The organism is Aeromonas sp. ASNIH8 (genome assembly GCF_002919855.1).
In the GTDB taxonomy this organism is placed as follows: domain Bacteria; phylum Pseudomonadota; class Gammaproteobacteria; order Enterobacterales; family Aeromonadaceae; genus Aeromonas; species Aeromonas caviae.
This window is the reverse complement of record NZ_PQLN01000077.1, coordinates 1-20,529: the sequence shown is the minus strand read 5'-3', so window position 1 is coordinate 20,529 and position 20,529 is coordinate 1. Positions and strand designations below refer to the sequence as shown.

General features: G+C 61.4%; 19 protein-coding genes and 1 pseudogene. 8 read left to right on the top strand and 12 right to left on the bottom strand.

Going from position 1 to position 20,529, the window contains the following annotated elements; genetic code table 11:
* Positions 1-123 (top strand): transposase (locus C3418_RS17515; RefSeq protein ID WP_139700475.1); only part of this gene is annotated, 123 nt, incomplete at its 5' end.
* Positions 124-175: 52 nt separating this feature from the next.
* Here C3418_RS17515 and C3418_RS17510 read toward each other — a convergent pair.
* The 4 genes from C3418_RS17510 to apbC form a co-directional block, all read right to left on the bottom strand.
* Positions 176-1,648, bottom strand: a complete 1,473-nt coding sequence (locus C3418_RS17510; RefSeq protein ID WP_029314527.1) for an inorganic phosphate transporter — start codon at positions 1,646-1,648, stop codon at positions 176-178.
* Between the two features lie 320 nt (positions 1,649-1,968).
* A complete protein-coding gene (gene dcd, locus C3418_RS17505) occupies positions 1,969-2,550 on the bottom strand; it encodes a dCTP deaminase (RefSeq protein ID WP_010674732.1) in 582 nt (193 codons plus the stop codon).
* A 63-nt stretch (positions 2,551-2,613) separates the two neighbouring features.
* Positions 2,614-3,258 (bottom strand): uridine kinase, encoded by a 645-nt coding sequence (udk, locus tag C3418_RS17500; RefSeq protein WP_010674731.1) that lies wholly within the window; start codon positions 3,256-3,258, stop codon positions 2,614-2,616.
* A 108-nt stretch (positions 3,259-3,366) separates the two neighbouring features.
* Positions 3,367-4,449, bottom strand: coding sequence for an iron-sulfur cluster carrier protein ApbC (apbC, locus tag C3418_RS17495; protein WP_053288195.1), 1,083 nt, complete (start codon positions 4,447-4,449; stop codon positions 3,367-3,369).
* A 185-nt stretch (positions 4,450-4,634) separates the two neighbouring features.
* Between apbC and metG the strand changes: the two genes are divergently transcribed.
* On the top strand, positions 4,635-6,668 hold the full coding sequence (gene metG, locus C3418_RS17490) for a methionine--tRNA ligase (RefSeq protein ID WP_053288196.1): 2,034 nt from the start codon (positions 4,635-4,637) through the stop codon (positions 6,666-6,668).
* 70 nt (positions 6,669-6,738) lie between these two features.
* Here the strand turns inward: metG and C3418_RS24810 are convergent, their stop codons facing one another.
* From C3418_RS24810 to C3418_RS17480, 3 genes are all read right to left on the bottom strand, one after another.
* On the bottom strand, positions 6,739-7,008 hold the full coding sequence (locus C3418_RS24810; RefSeq protein ID WP_234716512.1) for a hypothetical protein: 270 nt from the start codon (positions 7,006-7,008) through the stop codon (positions 6,739-6,741).
* A gap of 61 nt (positions 7,009-7,069) precedes the next feature.
* Positions 7,070-7,465 (bottom strand): CHAD domain-containing protein, encoded by a 396-nt coding sequence (locus tag C3418_RS24805; protein ID WP_053288198.1) that lies wholly within the window; start codon positions 7,463-7,465, stop codon positions 7,070-7,072.
* A 12-nt stretch (positions 7,466-7,477) separates the two neighbouring features.
* Positions 7,478-7,750, bottom strand: a complete 273-nt coding sequence (locus C3418_RS17480; RefSeq protein WP_010674727.1) for an acylphosphatase — start codon at positions 7,748-7,750, stop codon at positions 7,478-7,480.
* Between the two features lie 85 nt (positions 7,751-7,835).
* Between C3418_RS17480 and C3418_RS17475 the strand changes: the two genes are divergently transcribed.
* Both C3418_RS17475 and C3418_RS17470 read left to right on the top strand, forming a co-directional pair.
* Positions 7,836-9,266: a methyl-accepting chemotaxis protein gene (locus C3418_RS17475; RefSeq protein ID WP_103243130.1), complete on the top strand. Its 1,431-nt coding sequence runs from the start codon at positions 7,836-7,838 to the stop codon at positions 9,264-9,266.
* Positions 9,267-9,450: 184 nt separating this feature from the next.
* Positions 9,451-10,644 carry a class I SAM-dependent methyltransferase gene (locus C3418_RS17470; RefSeq protein WP_039039155.1) on the top strand — a complete coding sequence of 398 codons (1,194 nt, stop codon included), beginning with the start codon at positions 9,451-9,453 and terminating at the stop codon, positions 10,642-10,644.
* Positions 10,645-11,111: 467 nt separating this feature from the next.
* On the opposite strand, the gene C3418_RS17465 is transcribed toward C3418_RS17470, so the two are convergent.
* On the bottom strand, positions 11,112-11,756 hold the full coding sequence (locus C3418_RS17465; RefSeq protein WP_052815086.1) for a glutathione S-transferase family protein: 645 nt from the start codon (positions 11,754-11,756) through the stop codon (positions 11,112-11,114).
* Between the two features lie 259 nt (positions 11,757-12,015).
* On the opposite strand from C3418_RS17465, the gene C3418_RS17460 reads away from it, so the two are divergent.
* The 4 genes from C3418_RS17460 to C3418_RS17445 all read left to right on the top strand — a co-directional run bounded on the left by C3418_RS17460 (position 12,016) and on the right by C3418_RS17445 (position 16,351).
* Positions 12,016-13,200: an acyltransferase gene (locus C3418_RS17460; RefSeq protein WP_103858964.1), complete on the top strand. Its 1,185-nt coding sequence runs from the start codon at positions 12,016-12,018 to the stop codon at positions 13,198-13,200.
* A gap of 348 nt (positions 13,201-13,548) precedes the next feature.
* The gene (gene selD, locus C3418_RS17455; RefSeq protein WP_052815084.1) at positions 13,549-14,586 is read left to right on the top strand and encodes a selenide, water dikinase SelD; all 1,038 of its coding nucleotides are present in this window, start codon (positions 13,549-13,551) and stop codon (positions 14,584-14,586) included.
* Positions 14,583-15,713 carry a tRNA 2-selenouridine(34) synthase MnmH gene (gene mnmH / locus C3418_RS17450; RefSeq protein WP_052815083.1) on the top strand — a complete coding sequence of 377 codons (1,131 nt, stop codon included), beginning with the start codon at positions 14,583-14,585 and terminating at the stop codon, positions 15,711-15,713. Before selD ends, mnmH begins: the two co-directional genes overlap by 4 nt.
* A complete protein-coding gene (locus C3418_RS17445; protein ID WP_052815082.1) occupies positions 15,707-16,351 on the top strand; it encodes an MBL fold metallo-hydrolase in 645 nt (214 codons plus the stop codon). Before mnmH ends, C3418_RS17445 begins: the two co-directional genes overlap by 7 nt.
* Here C3418_RS17445 and C3418_RS24800 read toward each other — a convergent pair.
* The 4 genes and pseudogenes from C3418_RS24800 to C3418_RS17430 form a co-directional block, all read right to left on the bottom strand.
* Complete coding sequence (locus C3418_RS24800) at positions 16,327-16,632, bottom strand: HD-GYP domain-containing protein (protein WP_258040117.1); 306 nt, start codon at positions 16,630-16,632, stop codon at positions 16,327-16,329. The genes C3418_RS17445 and C3418_RS24800 overlap by 25 nt on opposite strands.
* Complete coding sequence (locus C3418_RS17440; RefSeq protein WP_254052380.1) at positions 16,529-17,344, bottom strand: two-component system response regulator; 816 nt, start codon at positions 17,342-17,344, stop codon at positions 16,529-16,531. The genes C3418_RS24800 and C3418_RS17440 overlap by 104 nt, the downstream gene beginning before the upstream one ends.
* Positions 17,341-19,986, bottom strand: a pseudogene (locus tag C3418_RS25015) (response regulator); the annotation flags it as partial. The gene C3418_RS17440 and the pseudogene C3418_RS25015, both read right to left, overlap by 4 nt.
* 52 nt (positions 19,987-20,038) lie before the next feature.
* On the bottom strand, positions 20,039-20,529 hold a 491-nt coding region (locus C3418_RS17430), incomplete at its 5' end, for an RNA-guided endonuclease TnpB family protein (RefSeq protein ID WP_146054122.1).

The following is a 20,529-nucleotide window of genomic DNA, read 5'->3' as shown; positions in this document are numbered from 1 at the left end:
ACGAGTGTGCTGGAAGGGGTGAACAACAAGATCAAAGTGATAAAGCGTATGGCATATGGATTTAGGGACTCAGAATACTTTTTTCTGAAAATCAAGGCGGCCTTCCCCGGAAAGCCGCGATGAACCACAAAAAAGGGCCCGAAGGCCCTTGTTTCATTTCCAATGACTGTCGCGCTTATCCGCCAAAGAGATGGTTGTTCAGCAGGAAGAGACCGCCGGAGAGCAGCATGGTGAGCGGCAATGTCAGCACCCAGGCCAGCAGAATGGTCTTGATGGTCTGGCTCTGCAGGCCGGACTTGTTGGCCACCATGGTCCCCGCTACCGCAGAGGAGAGAATGTGGGTGGTGGACACCGGCATCCCGGTCAGACTCGCAATCCCGATGGACGCGGCGGCCGTGATCTGGGCTGCAATGCCCTGGCTGTAGGTCATGCCGGAGGAACCGATCTTCTCCCCTACCGTGTAGACGATACGACGCCAGCCCACCATGGTACCGCAACCGAGCGCCAGGGCGATGGACACGATGACCCAGGTCGGCGCATATTCGGCCGTTGCGGTCAGATCCTTGCGCCATTTGGCGAGATCGGTCAGCTCCTTGGCCGGCAGTGGCAACTTGGAGACCTTGCGGGCAGTGTCGTCGATGCACAGCAGCAGGCGACGCACTTCGCGGCGATCCACCAGATTCATCTCCTCGTAGGTGCGCACCTGGCCCAGACGCTTGTCGAGGGTCGCCATGGCCTGCAGGGCCTCCCCTGCCGCACAGTGGCTCATCAGCTCCTCCTGGGCTTTGGCAGGGACACTGAAGTTCACCAGATGGGAGACCTGATCCTGGTTACGCTGGTAGATCTCCATGATGCGCTGGTTGGCATCCTGGGTTCTGTCCAGATCATAGGAGCGGCTGTTCATGTCCAGCGCAAAATAGGCAGGCGCCATGCAGATCAGCACCAGCATCACCAGACCGATGCCTTTCTGGCCATCGTTGGAACCGTGTACGAAGCTCACCCCCATGGCGGAGCAAATCAGTGTGACACGGGCCCAGAACGGTGGATGCTTCTTGCCGTCCACCAGCAGGCGCTCTTCCGGGGTCTTGTGGATCTTGCTGCCAAGCCATACGCGCTTCATGGCGAACAGCAGCAAGGCGGCAATGATGAAGCCCACGGTGGGAGAGATGATGAGAGAGAGCATGATGTCGATGGCTTTGCCGACGTTGATACCCTCTTTCAGAGGTTGATGGCTGATCAGGGCATAGGCGCCGCCTACCCCCAGGATGGAACCGATCAGGGTGTGGGAGCTGGATGCCGGAATGCCGAAGTACCAGGTTCCCAGGTTCCAGACGATGGCCGAGAACAGCAGGGAGAACACCATGATCAGACCCTGGGTAGAGTCCATGCCAAGCAGCAGATCGATGGGCAGCAGGTGAACGATGGCATAGGCCACCCCCAACCCACCCAGCATGACACCGGCGAAATTGAACAGACCGGAAGCCACCACCGCCATATGAGCCGGCATCGCCTTGGTATAGATAACCGTTGCTACCGCGTTGGCGGTATCGTGAAAGCCGTTGATGAATTCATAGGCCAGCACAAAAAAAACGGCCAATACCAAACCGATTGACCACCACAAACCCAAACCACTAAACATTTCAAACATAAAAACGAACCTGTTTATGAGTTGCGGCGGATTATGCCAGAAGGCTCGATGCGCCATACCCGTTGTTGAAATATTTCAGCAAAAAAAAAAAAGGGCATTCCGTCAGAAAATGTCTTAGGGCCTGTAGGAACGGGGCTTGTCGAGGATTAATTTAAGTCCATTCCATTGCTGTGGATAGGCGCCAATCAAAGCCGGAGCATGGCTCAATGTCCCGAAAAAGGCCGCTTTTCAACCCACTCGGCACGCCCGTTTCCTTTTGTCAGATAAAAAAGAGGGTGCCTTGGCACCCTCCTCGATAGACAAACCGCACGGTGCGGGGATCAATCCTGGTTGATCCGGCTGGCCACAGCCCCTTGCTGACTCTTGTATTTGGCATTTTCCCGTTTGTTGTACGGGCGAGCCGCGGTACCTGACAGCATCTCGAAGTTCAGGGCACCGATCTTCATCTTGGGACGCAGGGCCAGAGGCAACTTGCCGCCGTTGTAAAACTCCAGCACGATGCGGCCGGACCAGCCCGGATCGATGCGGTGGGCGGTGACGTGCACCATGAGGCCCAGGCGCGCCAGGGAGGAGCGACCATCCAGCCAGCCGACAATATCGGCGGGCAAGGTAACCGATTCATAGGTCACCGCCAGCGCCAGCTGACCCGGGTGCAGATAGAAGGCTTCACCGTCCGGCACGTGGATCTCCTCGCTCATCACCCGCTCGATGGCATCGGCCATCTCGGCACTGGTACCGCCAAGGTCGATGTAAGGCGCGGTATGATCGCGAAACACCCTAAACTCGTTGCCCAGCAGCACATCGACGCTGACGCCGCTGATCCGCTCAACACCGGGCCGCGGCTCGATGACGATCTTGCCTTCATCCAGGTGCCGTTCGATATCGGTATCACAAAGACGCATTCTGCGACTCTCCTGACAAAAGATTCATTAAAAAAAGCCGGGCATCACCCGGCTTGTTTTCTCTCAACCAATCAACATATGGCGGATACGCGCCTTGAGCATGTCGATGGCGATGCGGTTCTTGCCGCCACGGGGCACGATCACGTCGGCATACTGCTTGGACGGGTCGATGAACTGCATGAACATGGGACGCACAGTCTTCTGATACTGCTTGAGCACGGAGTCCATGGTACGACCGCGCTCCTGCACATCGCGCACCAGACGGCGCAGCAAACAGATGTCGAGCGGGGTATCCATGAAGATGGAGGCGTCCATCAGTTCGCGCAGGCGGCTGTCAGTCAACAGCAGTATCCCTTCGAGGATGATGACACGGCGCGGTGCAAAGGTAGTGACCTCGGTCATGCGCGTGTGCTCGGTATAGGAATACTGGGGGATGTTGACCGCCTCCCCTTGCGTCAGCTGGGTCAGATGCTGCACCAGCAGATCGTGATCCAGGGCATTGGGGTGGTCATAGTTGGTCTTGACCCGCTCTTCCATGGTCAGGTGGGTCTGATCACGGTAGTAGCAATCCTCGGTGATCACACCAATCTGACCCGCTCCCAGCTCGGCCACCAGCTCTTCATAGATGGTTTGGGCGATAAGACTCTTGCCGGACGCGGATGCACCAGCAATACCGATGATCACGCAGGAATGTTGAGTATCAGACATTGAAAATACCTAAAGAGAAGAGCACTGGGGATTGTTTAAACCGATCCATTATATGAAAAAGGGGTGGCCATGCCCACCCCAAATCCGTCCCCCTTGGCCGAACGCCGATTATTCGTCCAGCGCCACCGTGTAGAGCGGGGTCGCAATCGGTTTTGCGCTGAAATAGAGCTCGGCCCCTACCCGGCGAGCCAGTTTCAGGTAAGTCTGTGACAGCTCGCCATCCGGCGCACCGAACACGGTGGGGCAGCCGTCATCCATGTGCTGGCGAATGTCGATATGCAGCGGCAACTGACCAAGCAGCGCCACGTGATACTGCTCCGCCATCTTCTGGCCACCGCCGGTACCGAACAACGGCTCGTGATGCCCGCAGGCACTGCAGACGTGGTAACTCATGTTCTCGACAATGCCAAGCACAGGCACATTGACCTTGTTGAACATGGCAATCCCCTTGCGGGCATCTGCCAGCGCCACATCCTGGGGCGTCGTGACGATCACCGCCGCCGTGGTGGGCACCTGCTGGGCCAGCGTCAGCTGGATATCGCCGGTGCCCGGGGGCATGTCCACCACCAGGTAGTCCACCTCGCCCCAGCGGGTCTCGTGCAGGATCTGCCCGAGTGCCTTGCTCGCCATGGGACCGCGCCAGATGGTGGCATCCTGCTCGGCCACCAGATAACCGATGCTGTTGCTCTTGATGCCGCAGGCCATCACCGGCTCCATCAACTTGCCATCAAAGCTGACAGGGCGCTCCTTGAGGGTCCCCGTCATGGTCGGGATGGAGGGGCCATAGATGTCCGCATCCAGCAGGGCGACCCGCGCCCCCTCTTTTTGCAGCGCCAGCGCAAGGTTGACCGCGGTAGTGGACTTGCCCACCCCTCCCTTGCCGGAGGCAACCACCAGGATATTGCGGATCCCCTGCACCGCCGCCAGTTGCTGCGCGCGGGGCATGCTGGCCACGTCTATCTCCCCCGTCCAGTCGATGCGGGTCGCGCCGGTGACGCTGCGCAGCCGGGCATCGAACTCCTCTTTGATCTGTTCAAAGAGGGACTGGCCGGCAAAGGGCAGCACCAGCGTGATGGCCAGGGTCTGTTCGTGCCGCTCGACGGAACGCACAAAACCGGCCGCGACCAGATCCTTGCCCCATCCTGCCGGCTTAAATTCGGCCAGGATCTGTTTTACTGAATCAATCACCATTAACTCCCCATTATGTTGTCGTTATCCTGAGGTGAACGGTTACCGCACATAAATCAGTGGCTTGCCGACGTCATCGTGATGCCGCCAGTCAGGGCACTGGGGGCCACAACCCTAGGCAGGCCGCCCCCAATTCGGGTAACATGCACGGCACTGTATCATCCCAACAGGCACATAAAGAACGTATTATGGCAACTGATCCTCGTAGAATGCTGGTAACCTGCGCCCTCCCCTATGCCAACGGCTCCATCCATCTCGGCCACATGCTGGAACACATACAGGCCGATATCTGGGTTCGTTATCAGCGAATGCGTGGCCATCAGGTGCATTTCGTCTGTGCCGACGATGCCCACGGCACGCCCATCATGCTCAAGGCTCAGCAGATGGGGATCTCGCCGGAAGAGATGATTGCCGCCGTCTCCCAGGAGCACCAGGGGGATTTTGCCGGTTTCAACATCAGCTTCGACAACTACCACTCTACCCACAGCGACGAGAACCGCGAGCTGGCGGGCGTGATCTATGGCCGTCTCAAAGAGTCCGGCAAAATCAAGATCCGCACCATCTCTCAACTGTTCGATCCGGAAAAATCCATGTTCCTGCCGGATCGCTTCGTCAAGGGCACCTGCCCCAAGTGCAAGTCCCCCGATCAGTACGGTGACAACTGCGACAGTTGCGGCGCGACCTACAGCCCGACCGAGCTGATTGATCCGAAATCCGCCGTCTCCGGTGCGACCCCGGTGATGAAGGACTCCGAGCACTACTTCTTCGACCTGCCCCAGTTCGAAGCCTGGCTCGCCGACTGGGTACGCGGCTCCGGCGCCATCCAGGAAGAGATGGCCAACAAGATGCAAGAGTGGTTCGAAAGCGGCCTGCAGCAGTGGGACATCACCCGTGACGCCCCCTACTTCGGCTTCGAAATTCCCGGAGCCCCCGGCAAGTACTTCTATGTCTGGCTGGACGCCCCCATCGGCTACATGGCGTCGTTCAAGAACCTGTGCAACAAGCGCGGCGACATCGACTTCGACAGCTACTGGAAAGCGGACTCCGACGCCGAGCTCTATCACTTCATCGGCAAGGACATCGCCTACTTCCACTGCCTGTTCTGGCCGGCCATGCTGGAAGGCGCGAACTTCCGCAAGCCGACCAAGGTCAACGTGCACGGCTATGTGACCGTCAACGGCGCCAAGATGTCCAAGTCCAAGGGCACCTTCATCAAGGCGTCCACCTATCTCAAGCACCTGGATCCGGAGTGCCTGCGTTACTACTACGCAGCCAAGCTCAACAGCCGCATCGACGATCTGGACTTGAACCTCGAAGACTTCGTCTCCCGCGTCAACGCCGATGTGGTCAACAAGCTGGTCAACCTGGCCTCTCGCAACGCCGGCTTTATCGCCAAGCGTTTTGACGGCAAGCTGGCCGCCACCTGCGCCGAGCCCGCACTCTACGCCGAGTTTGCCAGCGCCAGCACCAGCATCGCCGAAGCCTATGAAGCGCGCGAATTCAGCCGCGCCATCCGCGAGATCATGGCCCTGGCCGACAAGGCCAACCGCTATGTGGACGACAAGGCTCCCTGGGTCATCGCCAAGCAGGAAGGGGAGGATGCCGAGCTGCAAGCCGTCTGCTCCGTCGGCATCAACCTGTTCCGCGTGCTGATGGCCTACTTGAAGCCCGTCATGCCGCAGCTGGCCGAGCGCGCCGAAGCCTTCCTTGGCGAAACCCTGACCTGGGACGGCATCGCCGCCCCTCTGGTCGACCACGGCGTCGCTCCCTTCAAGGCGCTCTTCTCCCGCATCGAGTCCGCCAAGGTGGATGCCATGGTGGAAGCGTCCAAGGAAGATCTCGCCAAGGAGCAGAGCAAGAAGCCGGCAGGCCCCCTGGTGGACGATCCCATCAGCGAGACCATCACCTACGACGACTTTGCCAAGATTGACCTGCGGGTGGCGCTGATCAAGAAAGCCGAAGCGGTGCCGGAAGCCGAGAAGCTGCTGAAGTTGCAACTGGATATCGGCGGCGAAACCCGTCAGGTCTTTGCCGGTATCAAGTCCGCCTACAACCCGGAAGATCTGGAAGGCAAGCTGACCGTGATGGTGGCCAACCTGGCCCCGCGCAAGATGCGCTTTGGCATGTCCGAAGGCATGGTGCTGGCGGCAGGTCCGGGTGGCAAGGATCTCTGGATCCTCGAGCCCCAGGAAGGTGCCCAGCCGGGCATGCGCGTGAAGTAATACGCCCCTTCCCGGACAGTCCCAATGAAAAGAGAGGCCAATGGCCTCTCTTTTTTATCTTGTGGGGTGCTTACTGCCCGCTCTGCTGCAATGCCATGCGAAGGCCGACCAGCTCCACCTGATGGCAATCCAGTTGCAGTAGTTGGCAGCGGATCTCTGTTTTCAGGGCTCGCCGTTGCTGACCTCGCCCCGTTTCGCCCCGAAGGCGTCTGAGCCATTGGCGTCTGTCCTGCAATTGCCCAAGACGCTCCTGCCAGCTCACCAGCATGGACAACCAGGCCGGATCCCCTCCCCCCTGAGCCGTCAGCAGCTCCATCCCGTAGCGCGCCTGTTTCAGCACCAGACGCAGCCGGTGCCAGCACCGAAGTCTCGCCCTGATGCCCACAGGAAGGGAGGAGGTCTTAGCCAGTGCATCCGACAGTGACAGCGCCAGATGCAGCTGAAACAGCGGCAAGAGATCGACACCGACGGGTACCTCTTCCAGTCGGGCCAGCCAACGGGCCGGTCAACAGGGGGACCCGTGGCAAGCGGTTCTGCCGAAGCGAGCCACCATGATGCTGCGCATAGACCTGGGCATCGCGCAGGGCGGAGAGCGTGCCGACAGCACGGGTCAATCGCCGCTCCAGCTCGGGCTCATGAATGAGGGGTCGCCACAGGGCGAGCAGCGCCAGCAGGCGGCGGGCCGCTATCCGGTAGGCATGCACCTCTTCCATCCCCTTGTGCTCGCGCAGTGCCAGGGTCGCCCCCCGATATTGCCCAACGAGCCGGTTGGCCTGCGCAATCCAGCTCTCCCCCATGAACCCTCCCGGCTAGTTGGTATGAAAACCGGTTCCGGTGGGTGGCAACGCCTGGGTGCACTCCATTCGGGTGACGGTGGCGGTTCGGGGCCCGTGCTCAAGCCAGCCCAGCATCATCTGTACCTTCTGTTCGGGACCGGCAATCAGGATTTCCACCGAGCCATCTTCCAGGTTGTAGGCATGCCCCCGCAGCCCCAGTTGCAGCGCCCGCTCCCGGGTGAAGTAGCGAAACCCCACTCCCTGAACCTGACCCCACACCCGCACGACAAACGATTGCTCTCCCATTTATCACACCTTTCCCTTAAGTAATTTTTCCCCGGGGCGATAATGAGCGCGACACTCTCTTCCCCTTGCAGGACGCAATACCATTATGAAAGAAGTAAAGTTTCGGTGGGTTGACCGTTATCTCATTCACCTCACGATCAGCGAGAAATTTCTCATCACCTTCTGGTGCCCCCTGGTGTTCATCGCCTTCCTCACCTGGTATCTGCTGGCCGACGGCCATGATCAGGCGATGCAGCTCAGAGTGGATCAGCTCAAAGGGCGGGTCGAGACCACGGCCCAGCTGGTGAGCCAGCAGCCGACCCTTACCCTGCCCGCGGATCTCGTACTCACGCCTGGCGCCGCCACCGGCCTTAGCCAGCAGGGAGACATCTATCGCTATGGCGCCAGCGCAGGTCAGGCGGGCGTCGTCTCCGGTACCCTGGATACGAGTCACTACGCCCTCTGGGATGGTCAGGGCACCACGCTCACCATCATCGCGGTGCTGGCCGCCCTGCTGGCCCTCATCACCCACTATCTGATGACCTTCGTCTCGGGGGCCCTCTACTCCACCAACAAGGCATTGCAGACGGTGGCGAACGGCGATCTCACCTTCCGGCTCAACTTCTTTCCGGTGCGGGACGAGTTCTCCATTCTGGCGGGCAGTATCGACACCTTCACCGACCGCCAGCACAAGATAGTGCAACTGGTGGAAGAGTCCGCCGATGCCCTTACCCTGGCCGCCGACGAATTTCGCGAGCATGCCAGCGACGGCGAGCAGCTTGCCCGCGCCCAGCGACAGCACATGGACTCCCTGGCCGCCGCCATGGAGCAGATGTCCGCCGCCATCCGGGAAGTGGCCCGCAACGCCAATGACACCCTGCTGCAAACCCGCCAGTCCAGCGACGAGGCGACTCACGGGGCACAGCGGGTGGCACGCACCATCACCGCCATCCGCACCCTGGCGGACGAGATTGGCAATGCCTCGGGCGCGGTCGAACGGTTGACTCACAACGCCAATCGCATCAACGAAGTGGTCAACGTCATCAACGCCATCTCCCAGCAAACCAACCTGCTGGCCCTCAACGCCGCCATCGAGGCCGCCCGGGCTGGTGAACAGGGACGCGGCTTTGCGGTGGTGGCCGACGAGGTGCGCACCCTCGCCAGCCGCACCCAACAGGCCACGGTAGAGATCCAGCAGATGATCGAGGAGCTCCAGGCCGGGACCGGGGCGCTCAACGACATCATGGAGAAGACGGTGGGGCGCGCGGCCGACAGCCAGCAGCTCATCACCGAGGTGGGCATGGACATCGAGCGGCTCAGCAACCACAGCGATGCGGTCCTGGAGATGAGCACCCAGATCGCCACCTCCAGCGAAGAGCAGAGTTCGGTGGCAGAGGAGATCACTCGCAACCTCGACAAGGTGCGCCACGAGGCGAGCCGGGTGGAGGAGTCCGCCAGCGCGGCGGTCGCCGGCACCACCGGCCTCAAGGGAACCGCCAATGAACTCGGTCAGGCGCTCACCGGCCTGCGGATCTGACCCCCTCCGGCAGGCCATCCTCCAGATGGCCTGCCATGTCTGGGCCAGGCGCTGGGGACGTGCTAAACAGCCCGTCCGACCCTGACCGCGTGTGGATGCACGGATCCCGGTAGACGCGGCTTGCGTGCCTACCCTCACAGCCCCTACTATATGCCCCCTTCTTTTCTACCATCGGCAACTACCCATGAGCGCTTCCATCTATCTCGTCAAAGGCCGCGAAAAATCCCTGCTGCGTCGCCACCCCTGGATCTTCTCCAAGGGCATTGAGCGGGTGCAGGGCAACCCCGTTGACGGCGATACCGTCGAGATCTTCACCCATGACGGCAAATGGCTCGCCCGTGGTGCCTGGTCCGGCAGCTCCCAGATCCGTGCCCGGGTCTGGACCTTCGACAAGGATGAGAGCGTCGATCTCGACTTCTTCATCCGTCGCCTCAAATACGCCCAGGAGTCCCGTGACGGGCTCATCAAGCGTCAGGGCCTCACCGGCTATCGCCTCTGCGCCGCCGAATCCGACGGTCTGCCGGGCCTCACCATCGACCGCTACGCCGACTTCCTGGTGTGCCAGATCCTCTCCGCCGGTGCCGAGTTCCAGCGTGAGCTGATAACGCAAGCCCTGCGTACCCTCTACCCCGAGTGCAGCATCTATGAGCGCTCCGACGTGGCCGTGCGCAAGAAGGAAGGGCTGAAGGAGCGCACCGGCGTCATTCATGGCGAGACCCCGACCGACCCCGTGGTGATCGAGGAGAACGGCGGCGTCAAGATCCTGGTCGATATTCGCAACGGTCACAAGACGGGTTTCTATCTGGATCAGCGGGATAACCGCCTTGCCGCAGCGAAATACACTGAAGGCAAGCGGGTGCTCAACTGCTTCTGCTACACCGGCGGTTTCGGGGTCTATGCCCTCCAGGGCGGTGCCAAGGAGGTAGTCAACGTCGATCTCTCCCAGAATGCGCTGGACATCGCCCGCCAGAACGCCGAACTGAACGGTCTCGATACCAGCAACACCCAGTTCGTGCGTCACGACGTCTTCAAGCTCTTGCGCGAATATCGCGAGAAGGGCGAGAAGTTCGATGTCATCGTGCTGGACCCACCCAAGTTTGCCGAGAGCAAGGCCCAGCTGCTGGGCGCCTGCCGCGGCTACAAGGACATCAACATGCTGGCGTTCCAACTGCTGGCGCCGGGTGGCGTGCTCTTGACCTACTCCTGCTCCGGCCTGATGGAGCAGAGCCTGTTCCAGAAGATAGTGGCCGATGCGGCCCTCGATGCCGGTCGCGATGCCCAGATCCTGGAGCTGCTCTCCCAGGCATCTGATCACCCCATCGGTACCGCCTATCCGGAAGGCTTCTACCTCAAGGGGCTGGTGGTGCGCGCCCGCTAAGCCGAGCAGACCAGCGCTGCCCCCCTTGTCCCCGGTTCCAGATCCGGGCCAGGACTGGGTTCTGCTAGTCATCAAAAAGCCCGCGATCGTAGCGGGCTTTTTTTATGCAGCGCCAAAGAGACAACCTCCCCCCGACTTTGCCACCAACAGCGATTGCGGCCCCCATCCCTCCTCTTCGACTGACGACTGCCATCTTCAATCAAAGGTTGCCGCATCGTTAACCCGATTCTCATCTCTCTTTCACTACACAACCCACCAGCAGAGACATGCCCGGCATTTTTTTATGCAAAAGCATGAAATATTACGCATCAACATTCAAAAATCCTCGGGGAAATATCAGCCATAAACGCATACCCACTCATTTGAATGAATATTGCTGTTTTCCCCTGCAATGGATCACGCCATGCCCCTGTCCGCCTCGCACATTGCCTGGGACGACAATACTCGCCCACCACAAGTCATCCCGCTCAATCACGCGCCGGCGCGCCCAGCGGGAAGTAGTGTCGAAATGGCCTCGCCTCCTCCACCACCCGCACGATGGAGGGATGATTGAGCAGACGGGCGCGATAGGCACGCAGACGGCCATAGCCAGCCGGGATCTCGTGGGCCCAGTCGGCGTAGAAGAGCGAGGGGGCTGCGGCGCAATCGGCCAGCGTAAAGTCTGCGCCGGCAATCCAGTGGCGTCCTTCCAGTCGCTGATCAAGCCAGGGGTAGATCTGATTGAGCAGCTCGCGGGCCTCCACTACGCCATAGCGGTCGCGATCAGCGGCCGGGCGCATTGCATCCAGCACCACTTTTTGCATCGGCGTCATCACATAGTTGTCGAAGACGCGATCCAGCATATGCACCTCCAGACCCGCATCGCCAGGCGGGATCAGGCTGACGGGGCCCGGATGGTGCGCCTGCAGATGGGCGACGATGGTGCTGCTCTCGAGGATGCAGCGACCATCATCCAGCAACATCGGGAAGCGCTTGAGTGGCCAGAGGGCGGCAAGTTCGGCGCTCGCCTCCGGCTCTTCGAGATTCCGGTACTCGAACAGGGTGGTATTCTCGTAGAGAGCGATCAGCACTTTCTGGCTGTAGGAAGAAAAGGGGTGGGCATAGAGTTTCATGGGGATGTTCCTGACGCTCAGAGGGATGACTTCCCTAGTCTAGATCCCCTCTCTATTTTCGATGCGTCCCTATCCCATGCTGGTTTTAGGATGATAAACGCCCATTCATGACGGCAATCACACTCGTATGACTCTCTTTTAGGTAGGGTGATCCCGCCTGTGGCCGCCAAGCCGGGGCAGCCGACTCATCAGGGTTGATGAGCGGCACCACAACAAAAATTGATGTCAGGCCAAGCTGAACATCATCAAGGATCCCGTCATGAATCAATCATTGCCGCTGTTGACGCCGCTGCGGGACATCGCTGCCCTGATGGTGGTGCTGTTCCACGCCCGCTTGCTGCTCTTTCCCCAGTGGATGGAGTCGATCGCCGGCCACACCCAACTCATCGAGAACGGCTACCTCTGGGTCGATCTCTTCTTTATTTTGAGCGGGCTGGTGCTGGCCCACGTCTACGGGGAGGCTTTCACCCGCTCGCCCCACACCGTGAGTTATGGTCGCTTCCTCTGGCTGCGGCTCACCCGGGTGTATCCCCTCTACCTAGTGACCCTGCTGCTGCTGGTAGGCTGGGAGCTCTACAAGGCCCACCACGGGATTGGCTTCTACGCCGGTCCCCTGTTCAAGATGTGGGAGTGGGAAGGAATGCCTCCGTTCGGCTCACCCTTTACCCCGGCCGAGGCGCTGCCAAGCAGCCTGTTGCTGCTGCAGGTGGTGACCGATCACGGATTGACCTGGAACTTCGCCGCCTGGTCGCTCAGCGTGGAGTGGATTAGCTATCTGCTGTTTCCACTGCTCATTTCCCTCGCCGTCACCCGCAGCCGCTGGAGCAACCTCGCCCCTTTGCTGGCCCTGACGGTGCTGGCCTTTATCGTGCACAGCCGGGGTACCCTGGATGTCACCAGCGGAGCGCTGGCCATCGGGCGCGGGGTGAGTGAATTCGTGCTCGGCCTCTGGCTGCTGCCCAAGGTGAAGGCTGCCCGCCAGTGGCCCATGATGCAGCGGGATCTGCCGCTGCTGCTCGCCTTTTTGCTCCCCTTCGCGCTGATGCAGTTCACCATGACGCCGCAGCTGACCCTGCTGCTGATCAGCGCCTACGTGTTGCTGATCTGGATTGCCGCCTGCCAGGGCGATCGCCAGAGCCCGCTGCTGCGCCTCCTGGACAACCGCTTCACCAACTGGCTGGGGGATCTCTCCTACTCCATCTACCTGCTCCACGCCCTGGTGTTGCTCACCGGCTGCGAGCTTGTCCACTCTCTGGCGCCGGGGCTCACCGCGTGGTGGTACGCCCAGACCAACCCCTTGCTGGGGGTGCTGGCCACCCTGTTGATGCTCGCCGTGCTGATCGGGCTCTCGGCGCTGAGCTACACCCTGCTGGAGCGGCCGCTGCAACGGCGACTGCACCGGCTAGGCAAGGCTCCCCAACCAGTGATGGAGCAAGCTGGCTAGTTTCCGTCGCCACATGCTGCCCCGATGCAAGACCGGCACGCCGTCGGGGCGGCTCAAAGTGGGACTAGCCTGAGCAAGGCGAAGAGTACGGCTCTTTTTGAACCCGACAATCCCCTGCGCTTTGTGTGAATTACAGTTCGAATCAAGAGGGCCGTCTGTGGCATAATGGCCCGTCCTGTGGTCCTCGGCGGGGCTTCGCCGGCGCATCCTTGCCCTCCTCCCGCCCTGCCTGGCAGCCTGACATCACTGTGTTCACAGGCCGCCAGGGCCACCCTATTTTTGCGCGCACATTTGACGGCGCCGCAGCAGTTATTGGCACACACAAGTCTGCCCACACAAGGGGAAAGCATGTCTTCCATTCGTCTGACCCAATACAGCCACGGCGCTGGCTGTGGCTGCAAAATCTCCCCCAAGGTGCTCGACACCATCTTGAAGAGCCAGATCCCGGGCTTTGACGACCCCACCCTGGTGGTCGGCAACAGCAGCAAGGATGATGCCGCCGTGGTCGACATCGGCAACGGCCAGGGCATCGTCTCTACCACCGACTTCTTCATGCCCATCGTCGACGATCCCTTCACCTTCGGTCGCATCGCCGCCACCAACGCCATCAGCGACATCTACGCCATGGGCGGCAAACCCATCGTCGCCATAGCCATCCTCGGCTGGCCCGTCAACATACTCGCACCTGAAGTGGCCCAGCAGGTGATCGACGGGGGTCGCCAGGTGTGTCACGAGGCGGGCATTTCTCTGGCAGGCGGTCACAGCATCGACGCCCCCGAGCCCATCTTCGGCCTCGCAGTGACCGGTATCGTGCCACTCGACGCCATCAAGCAGAATGACACCGCCCAGGTGGGTGATGTGCTCTATCTTACCAAACCCCTTGGCATCGGCATCCTCACCACCGCCCAGAAGAAGGGCAAGCTCAAGCCCGAGCATGAGCAACTGGCCCCGGATGCCATGTGTACCCTCAACAAGATTGGCCAGCGCTTCGCCGCCTTACCCGGCGTGCACGCCATGACCGACGTGACCGGTTTTGGACTGGCAGGCCACCTGCTGGAGATGTGCGAAGGTTCCGGCGTCAGTGCCCGTCTGGACTTCAAGGCGCTGCCGCTGCTGGACGAGGTGGATTACTACCTGAGTGAGGGCTGCGTACCAGGCGGTACCCTGCGCAACTTCGACTCCTATGGTGACAAGCTGGGCGCCATGGATGATCGCACCCGCAGCATCCTGTGCGACCCGCAGACCAGCGGCGGCCTGCTGGTAGCCGTCGGTAAAGAAAGTGAAGCCGAGCTCCTTGCCATTGCCGCACAGGCAGGGCTGACCCTCTCTCCCATCGGCCAGTTGCAGGCCCGCACCGGCAACCAGTTCATCGAGGTTGTCCAATGAGTACCCTGCCACTGGCCACGGATTACGCCCGGATCTTTCTGGATGAGGTTCCACTCATCGATCTGCGCGCCCCCGTCGAGTTCAAGGAAGGGGCCTTTCCCACCGCCGTCAGCCTGCCGCTGATGACGGACGAGGAGCGTGCCCGGGTCGGTACCTGTTACAAGCAGGAGGGTCAGGCCGCAGCCATCGCCCTGGGCCATCAACTGGTGGGAGGCGCGGTGCGCGACGCGCGCATGGAAGGCTGGCTGGCCAGGTTGCGCCAGCAACCCGACGCCCTGCTCTACTGTTTTCGCGGCGGCCTGCGCTCCCAGACAGTGCAGCAGTGGCTGGCCGAGGCCGGCATCACCCGCCCCCGGGTCGCGGGCGGCTACAAGGCGCTGCGCCACTTTCTCATCGACACCCAGGCGAAGGCCAGTGCAGAGTGCGACTGGACCGTGCTGACCGGCATGACCGGCTCCGGCAAGACCCACATGCTGGCGCACATCACCCAGGCGGTGGATCTGGAAGGGCACGCCCGTCACAGGGGGTCGTCGTTTGGCCAACTGCCGGGTGGGCAACCCGGCAACATCGACTTCGAAAATCGGCTTGCCATCGAGCTGCTTCAGCGTCGCAACCGGGGAGAGTCACAGTTTGTACTGGAAGACGAGAGCCGTCTCATCGGTCGCTGCGCCCTGCCACTCAACCTTTATGAGGCCATGTGCCGGGCTCCCCTGGTGGTGGTGGAGGTGCCGCAGGAGGCACGGGCCGAGCAGATCCGCACCGATTACGTGCAGGATCTCTGGCTGCGCTATCTGGAGTTCCATGGGCCAGATGCAGGCTGGCCGCTGTTTGCCGGCTACCTCACCGACGCCATGGCCAGGCTCAAGCGCCGACTCGGTGACAAGGATTATCGCGAACTCGATGGGCTGTTGCAGGCCGCCCTCAGGGAACAGGCCCAGAGCGGGGACACCCGCGCCCATCTGGTCTGGATCAGACTGCTGCTGACTCGCTACTATGACCCCATGTACCGCTATCAGCTGGACAACAAGCGCGAGCGGATCCTGTTTCGTGGTGCCAAGGAGGCCTGCCTCGCCTTCTTCGCCAAACGCTCCCCCCTTCAGACCCCTCAGGAGAGTCCCACATGTTGAAGTTCGAGGTGATCCCGGTCACCCAGTTCGCCCAGAATTGTTCTCTTATCTGGTGTGACGAGACCCGCCAGGCTGCCCTCGTCGATCCCGGCGGCGAGGCGGACAAGCTGCTGGCCGCCATAGCCAAACGGGGGCTGACCCTCACCCATATCCTGCTGACCCACGGCCATCTGGATCATGTGGGCGCCGCCGCCGAGCTGCGCGAGAGAACCGGTGTCGCCATTACCGGCCCCCACAAGGAGGATGCCTTCTGGCTCGACATGCTGCCCCAGCAGAGTCAGATGTTCGGCTTCTCCCACACACCAGCCTTCACCCCCGATCGCTGGCTTGCACTGGGTGACAAGGTGCAGCTGGGCCGGTGCGAGCTGGATGTCTATTTCTGCCCGGGCCACACTCCGGGCCACATCGTGCTGCTCTGCCAGGCAGAACGCCTCGCCTGGGTGGGAGATGTGCTCTTTGCCGGCAGCATAGGCCGCACCGATTTCCCGCGCGGGGATCACGGGGCGCTGATCAAGTCGATCACCGAGACCCTGCTGCCGCTCGGGGATGAGATCGTCTTTATTCCGGGCCATGGCCCGAGCTCCACCTTTGGTCACGAACGGGCCAGCAATCCCTATCTGACACAGCCCATCTGGTAATCCCCCCGCTCCTCGCGGGCATCCCATTGCGCCTTGAGGCGCAAGATCTCCGGCATGATCTCGAGAAAACGGGAGAGCAGCCGGGGATCGAAGTGCTGGCCGGAGCCATCGCGCATGGTGGCCAGCACCCGGTCCAGGGGCCAGGGCTCTTTGTAGGGGCGACGTACGCTCAGGGCGTCAAAGACGTCGGCGATGGCCACGATCCGCGACGCCTCGGGGATCCCCTCGCCGGTCTCGCCGGCGGGATAGCCGGAGCCGTCCCATTTCTCGTGGTGGTGCAGGGCAATCTCCGCCGCCATGCGAAAGATGGGGGGCATCGGATCGCCTCAGGATCTCGTAACCGATGCGCGGGTGACTTCGCATGATGATCCACTCCTCCTCGGTGAGGGGACCGGGCTTCTTGAGGATGTGGTCAGGGATACCAATCTTGCCCATGTCGTGCATGGGGGCTGCCAGCCCCAGCAGATCCGACTGCTCCGGGCTCCAGCCCGCCGCATCAGCCAGGGCCCGGGCGTAAGCGGCCATGCGCCAGATATGCACCCCGGTGTCGGTGTCGTTGTAGTGGCCCGCCTCGCTCAGCATGACGATGGCGGTGCGATAGCTGCACTCGAGCTGATCGAGGCGCACCAGGGAGAGATGATTGCGCACCCGGGCACGCACCGTGCTCGGACAGACCGGCTTGTAGATATAATCCACTCCGCCCGCCTCGAACCCCTGGCTCTCGCTGTCTGCGTTGTCGCTCGCGGTGATAAAGAGCACCGGGATCCCGGCGTGAGCCGGATCGGCCTTGAGCCGGCGGCACACTTCGTAACCATCCATGTCGGGCATGCGCACGTCCAGCATGATAAGTGCCGGTTCGTGACGCCCCACGGCGGCCAACCCCTCCTCTCCCCCTTTGGCAAAGAAGAGGTTGTATTCCTCCTTGAGGATTTGCCGCAGCAACCCGAGGTTGCTCGGCTCGTCGTCGATGATCAGCACGCGCGGTCGACTCATGGCGCAGGTTCCTCCCGATCCTCCAGATAATCCTCCAGCTTGCGGGTGGCGAACGGGATATCGAACAGCTCCAGGGCTGCGCTTATCTCGCTCACTAGTTCACAAGGAAGGTGACTCCTTGCCTGGCTCAGCGCCGGCTCAATCAGATCCAGATCCTCGCTCACCAGGGCCTGATGCAGGGCGTGCAGGCAGACCTCCCGCGCTTCCCCCTGGGCCAGCGGGGAACTGACCGCGCCCGGCATAGGTATCGATGGAGTGTTGTGCACGCTCCAGGGCCTCGAGGAAGGGTGCGATAAGCTGGCTGGTGTCGCCACCCTGCTCGATGGCCTCGTTCAACTCGGCACTGATACGCGCCACATCGGTGAGTGACAGGCTCCCCGCCCCCCCCTTGAGCTTGTGGGTCAGGCTCGCGGCCGCATCGGTCTCGTGCTGGGCGATATAGTCCGGCAACACGGTACCAACCGTCATGTAGTCATCGCGAAAACGCCGCAGGTATTTAAGATAGACCGAGGCTTCACCCCAGTTGCGCAGTCCGGTATCGATATCGATGCCGGCCACCGGCTCATGGGGGAGTGGCTCGTCGCTCACTGTGAGCGGCAGGACACAGTCCGGCAGATAACGCAGCAAGGTCGCGATAAGCTGCTCCACATCGAGCGGCTTGGCGATGAAGTCGTTCATGCCAGAGGCCAGCGCCGCCTCCCGCTGATCCTTGAATACCCCTGCGGTGAGTGCCAGCACGGGAGTCTCCTCCCGCCCCGGCAGCAGACGCAGGCGACGGGTCGCCTCGTAGCCATCCATCACTGGCATCTGCACATCCATGAGTACCAGATCGATGCGCCGTGCCGGATCTGCCAGGCAGGCCAGGGCTCGCTCCCCATCGATGGCGGTGATCACCTCGGCCCCCTCCCGTTGCAACAAGCGGGTCGCCACCTCCAGGTTGATGTCGCTGTCATCCACCAGCAGTATGTGCACGCCCGGCAGGCGCAGACGGCGCTGGCCACTCTCAAGGGGCTCCACATGCTCGCGCTTCTCGTGGATGAGACGTGCCACCGCGTTGTAGAGACTGGAGCCGGTGACCGGTTTGTGCAGCACCAGATCCACCTGATCCGAGCCGGGGCGGTGCATCAGTTCATCCTGGGAATAGGCGGTCGCCATGATGATGATGGGTGAACGCTCCTGCTGCTCGAAGGCGCGGCGAATGGCCAGGCAGGTCTCGAGCCCGTCCATGCCCGGCATGATCCAGTCGAGCAGGATCACGTCAAAACGCTCCCCCTGGCGCAGCAGATGGTGCAGCGCCTGCTCACCGGACTCCACCACCCGCGACTGCCATCCGAGGGAACCCACCGTCATCGACAGGGCGTCGCGGGTCACCTGATTGTCGTCGGCGATGAGCAGCGAGATGTGCTGCAGGCGCTCGTTCAAGGCCTCGGGCCGCTCCCCCTGCTCCAGCCGGACGCGGAACCAGAATTCGCTCCCCTTGCCAAGCTCGCTGGTGACGCCGATGTCCCCCCCATCAGATTCACCAGGCGGCGACTGATGGTCAGACCAAGCCCGGTGCCCCCGAAGCGGCGACTGGTGGAGGAGTCTGCCTGGGAGAATGCATTGAAAATGTTGGCCTGCTGCTCGGGGGGAATGCCGATCCCGGTGTCGCGCACCCGAAACAGCAAGGTGGCCATGCCGTCTTGCTCTGATTCCAGCACAACCTTGACCTCCACCTCGCCGCGTTCGGTAAACTTGATGGCATTGCCGGTCAGGTTGAGCAGCACCTGCTCGAGGCGCAGGGCGTCCCCAATCAGATGGGAAACCGGCTCGGGGGCACTGCTCACCACCAGTTTGAGGTGCTTCTGGCCAACGCAGGTGGACATGATGGCCGCCACGTGATCGAGCACCTCTTCGAGACTGAATGGCACCCGCTCAAGCTTGAGCCGACCCGACTCAATCTTGGAGAAATCGAGGATGTCGTTGATGATCCCGAGCAGCGCCTGCCCGGCCTGGTGGATTTTGCGCACCAGGGCATGCTGACCATCCTCGAGCCCTCCCTGTTCGAGCAGGTAGGTCAGCCCCATGATGGCGTTCATGGGGGTGCGGATCTCGTGGCTCATGTTGGCGATGAAATCACCTTTGACCTGTGCCAACCTGGCCGCTTCCTGCTGGGCCAGTTGCTCCTTGTGCCTGCTGCGCACCAGTGCAGCCACACCGGCACCAAACAACAGCAGCAGCACGGCGCTGGCGGCCAAGATGATCCCCCAGATATGAGTGCGAATGGCCTGCAGCTCGCTGTGCGGCACCAGGGACGCGGCTTTCCAGATCAGCTGATCATGATTCTGTGCCGGGTACAGGGTGGTCCAGCTCCAGAGTCCGTCGGCAGACTCCATCTGGCCGTTTGATGCGTCCCAGAACGCCTGCCAGGCCTGGGGAGAAGTCTGCTTCAGAGTCAGATCCGGGCGCTCGAGCATGAAGCCCCACTCCCGGGATGGGTCCGGGCTGCGCAGCCAGTATCCGTCCTGGTTGAACAGCATGATGTGATCGGCTGCCTTGCCGCGGTTGTCGGCAAACTCCTTGAGCATACGGGCAGCCTGAACGTTGATTAGCAGCAGACCAAGATCACGTCCCCCAAGGCGCAGACGCTTGGCAATGCGGATCTTGACATCCTCCCCCACCTTAGCGCTTCGCGTCACAGGAGGGGGATCCCCATTACTGGGTGATAGCTGCTCGCGCAGTACCGGGTTCCTGCTTCATCGGGCGGCCTGATTGCACCGCGCCTCCACAGGCTAAAACGGCGTGTCCCGCCGCTAAAATATTGCGAGCGCCATTCACATCGGCGTTCGCCTCATAACCACACGCAGCGCATTTAAACTGGCTTTGCGTCTGGCGGTTATCCTTCGCAGTATGCCCACAACAGGCGCACTGCTGGCTGGTGTAGGCCGGGTTTATCGCCAACACCTGACCACCTCGCCATGCCTGCTTGTATTCGAGCTGGCGGCGCAGCTCAAACCAGCCCTGATCTAATATCGAACGATTCAGCCCTGATTTTGCCCGGACGTTGCGCCCCGGCTGACTGGTCGTGCCCGCTGCTGATTTTGACATGCTGGCAACCTTCAAATCCTCAATGACGATCATCGCGTGGTTTTTGCTGATAGTCGTTGTGACCTTGTGAAGGTAATCGCGGCGGGTGTTGGCGATAT

Excerpts from the sequence above, each read along its gene's own strand:
- C3418_RS17510 (WP_029314527.1), bottom strand. The coding sequence starts at position 1,648 with ATGTTTGAAATGTTTAGTGGTTTGGGTTTGTGGTGGTCAATCGGTTTG.
- dcd (WP_010674732.1), bottom strand. The coding sequence starts at position 2,550 with ATGCGTCTTTGTGATACCGATATCGAACGGCACCTGGATGAAGGCAAG.
- udk (WP_010674731.1), bottom strand. The coding sequence starts at position 3,258 with ATGTCTGATACTCAACATTCCTGCGTGATCATCGGTATTGCTGGTGCA.
- apbC (WP_053288195.1), bottom strand. The coding sequence starts at position 4,449 with ATGGTGATTGATTCAGTAAAACAGATCCTGGCCGAATTTAAGCCGGCA.
- metG (WP_053288196.1), top strand. The coding sequence starts at position 4,635 with ATGGCAACTGATCCTCGTAGAATGCTGGTAACCTGCGCCCTCCCCTAT.
- C3418_RS24805 (WP_053288198.1), bottom strand. The coding sequence starts at position 7,465 with ATGGGGGAGAGCTGGATTGCGCAGGCCAACCGGCTCGTTGGGCAATAT.
- C3418_RS17480 (WP_010674727.1), bottom strand. The coding sequence starts at position 7,750 with ATGGGAGAGCAATCGTTTGTCGTGCGGGTGTGGGGTCAGGTTCAGGGA.
- C3418_RS17475 (WP_103243130.1), top strand. The coding sequence starts at position 7,836 with ATGAAAGAAGTAAAGTTTCGGTGGGTTGACCGTTATCTCATTCACCTC.
- C3418_RS17470 (WP_039039155.1), top strand. The coding sequence starts at position 9,451 with ATGAGCGCTTCCATCTATCTCGTCAAAGGCCGCGAAAAATCCCTGCTG.
- C3418_RS17465 (WP_052815086.1), bottom strand. The coding sequence starts at position 11,756 with ATGAAACTCTATGCCCACCCCTTTTCTTCCTACAGCCAGAAAGTGCTG.
- C3418_RS17460 (WP_103858964.1), top strand. The coding sequence starts at position 12,016 with ATGAATCAATCATTGCCGCTGTTGACGCCGCTGCGGGACATCGCTGCC.
- selD (WP_052815084.1), top strand. The coding sequence starts at position 13,549 with ATGTCTTCCATTCGTCTGACCCAATACAGCCACGGCGCTGGCTGTGGC.
- mnmH (WP_052815083.1), top strand. The coding sequence starts at position 14,583 with ATGAGTACCCTGCCACTGGCCACGGATTACGCCCGGATCTTTCTGGAT.
- C3418_RS17445 (WP_052815082.1), top strand. The coding sequence starts at position 15,707 with ATGTTGAAGTTCGAGGTGATCCCGGTCACCCAGTTCGCCCAGAATTGT.
- C3418_RS17440 (WP_254052380.1), bottom strand. The coding sequence starts at position 17,344 with ATGAGTCGACCGCGCGTGCTGATCATCGACGACGAGCCGAGCAACCTC.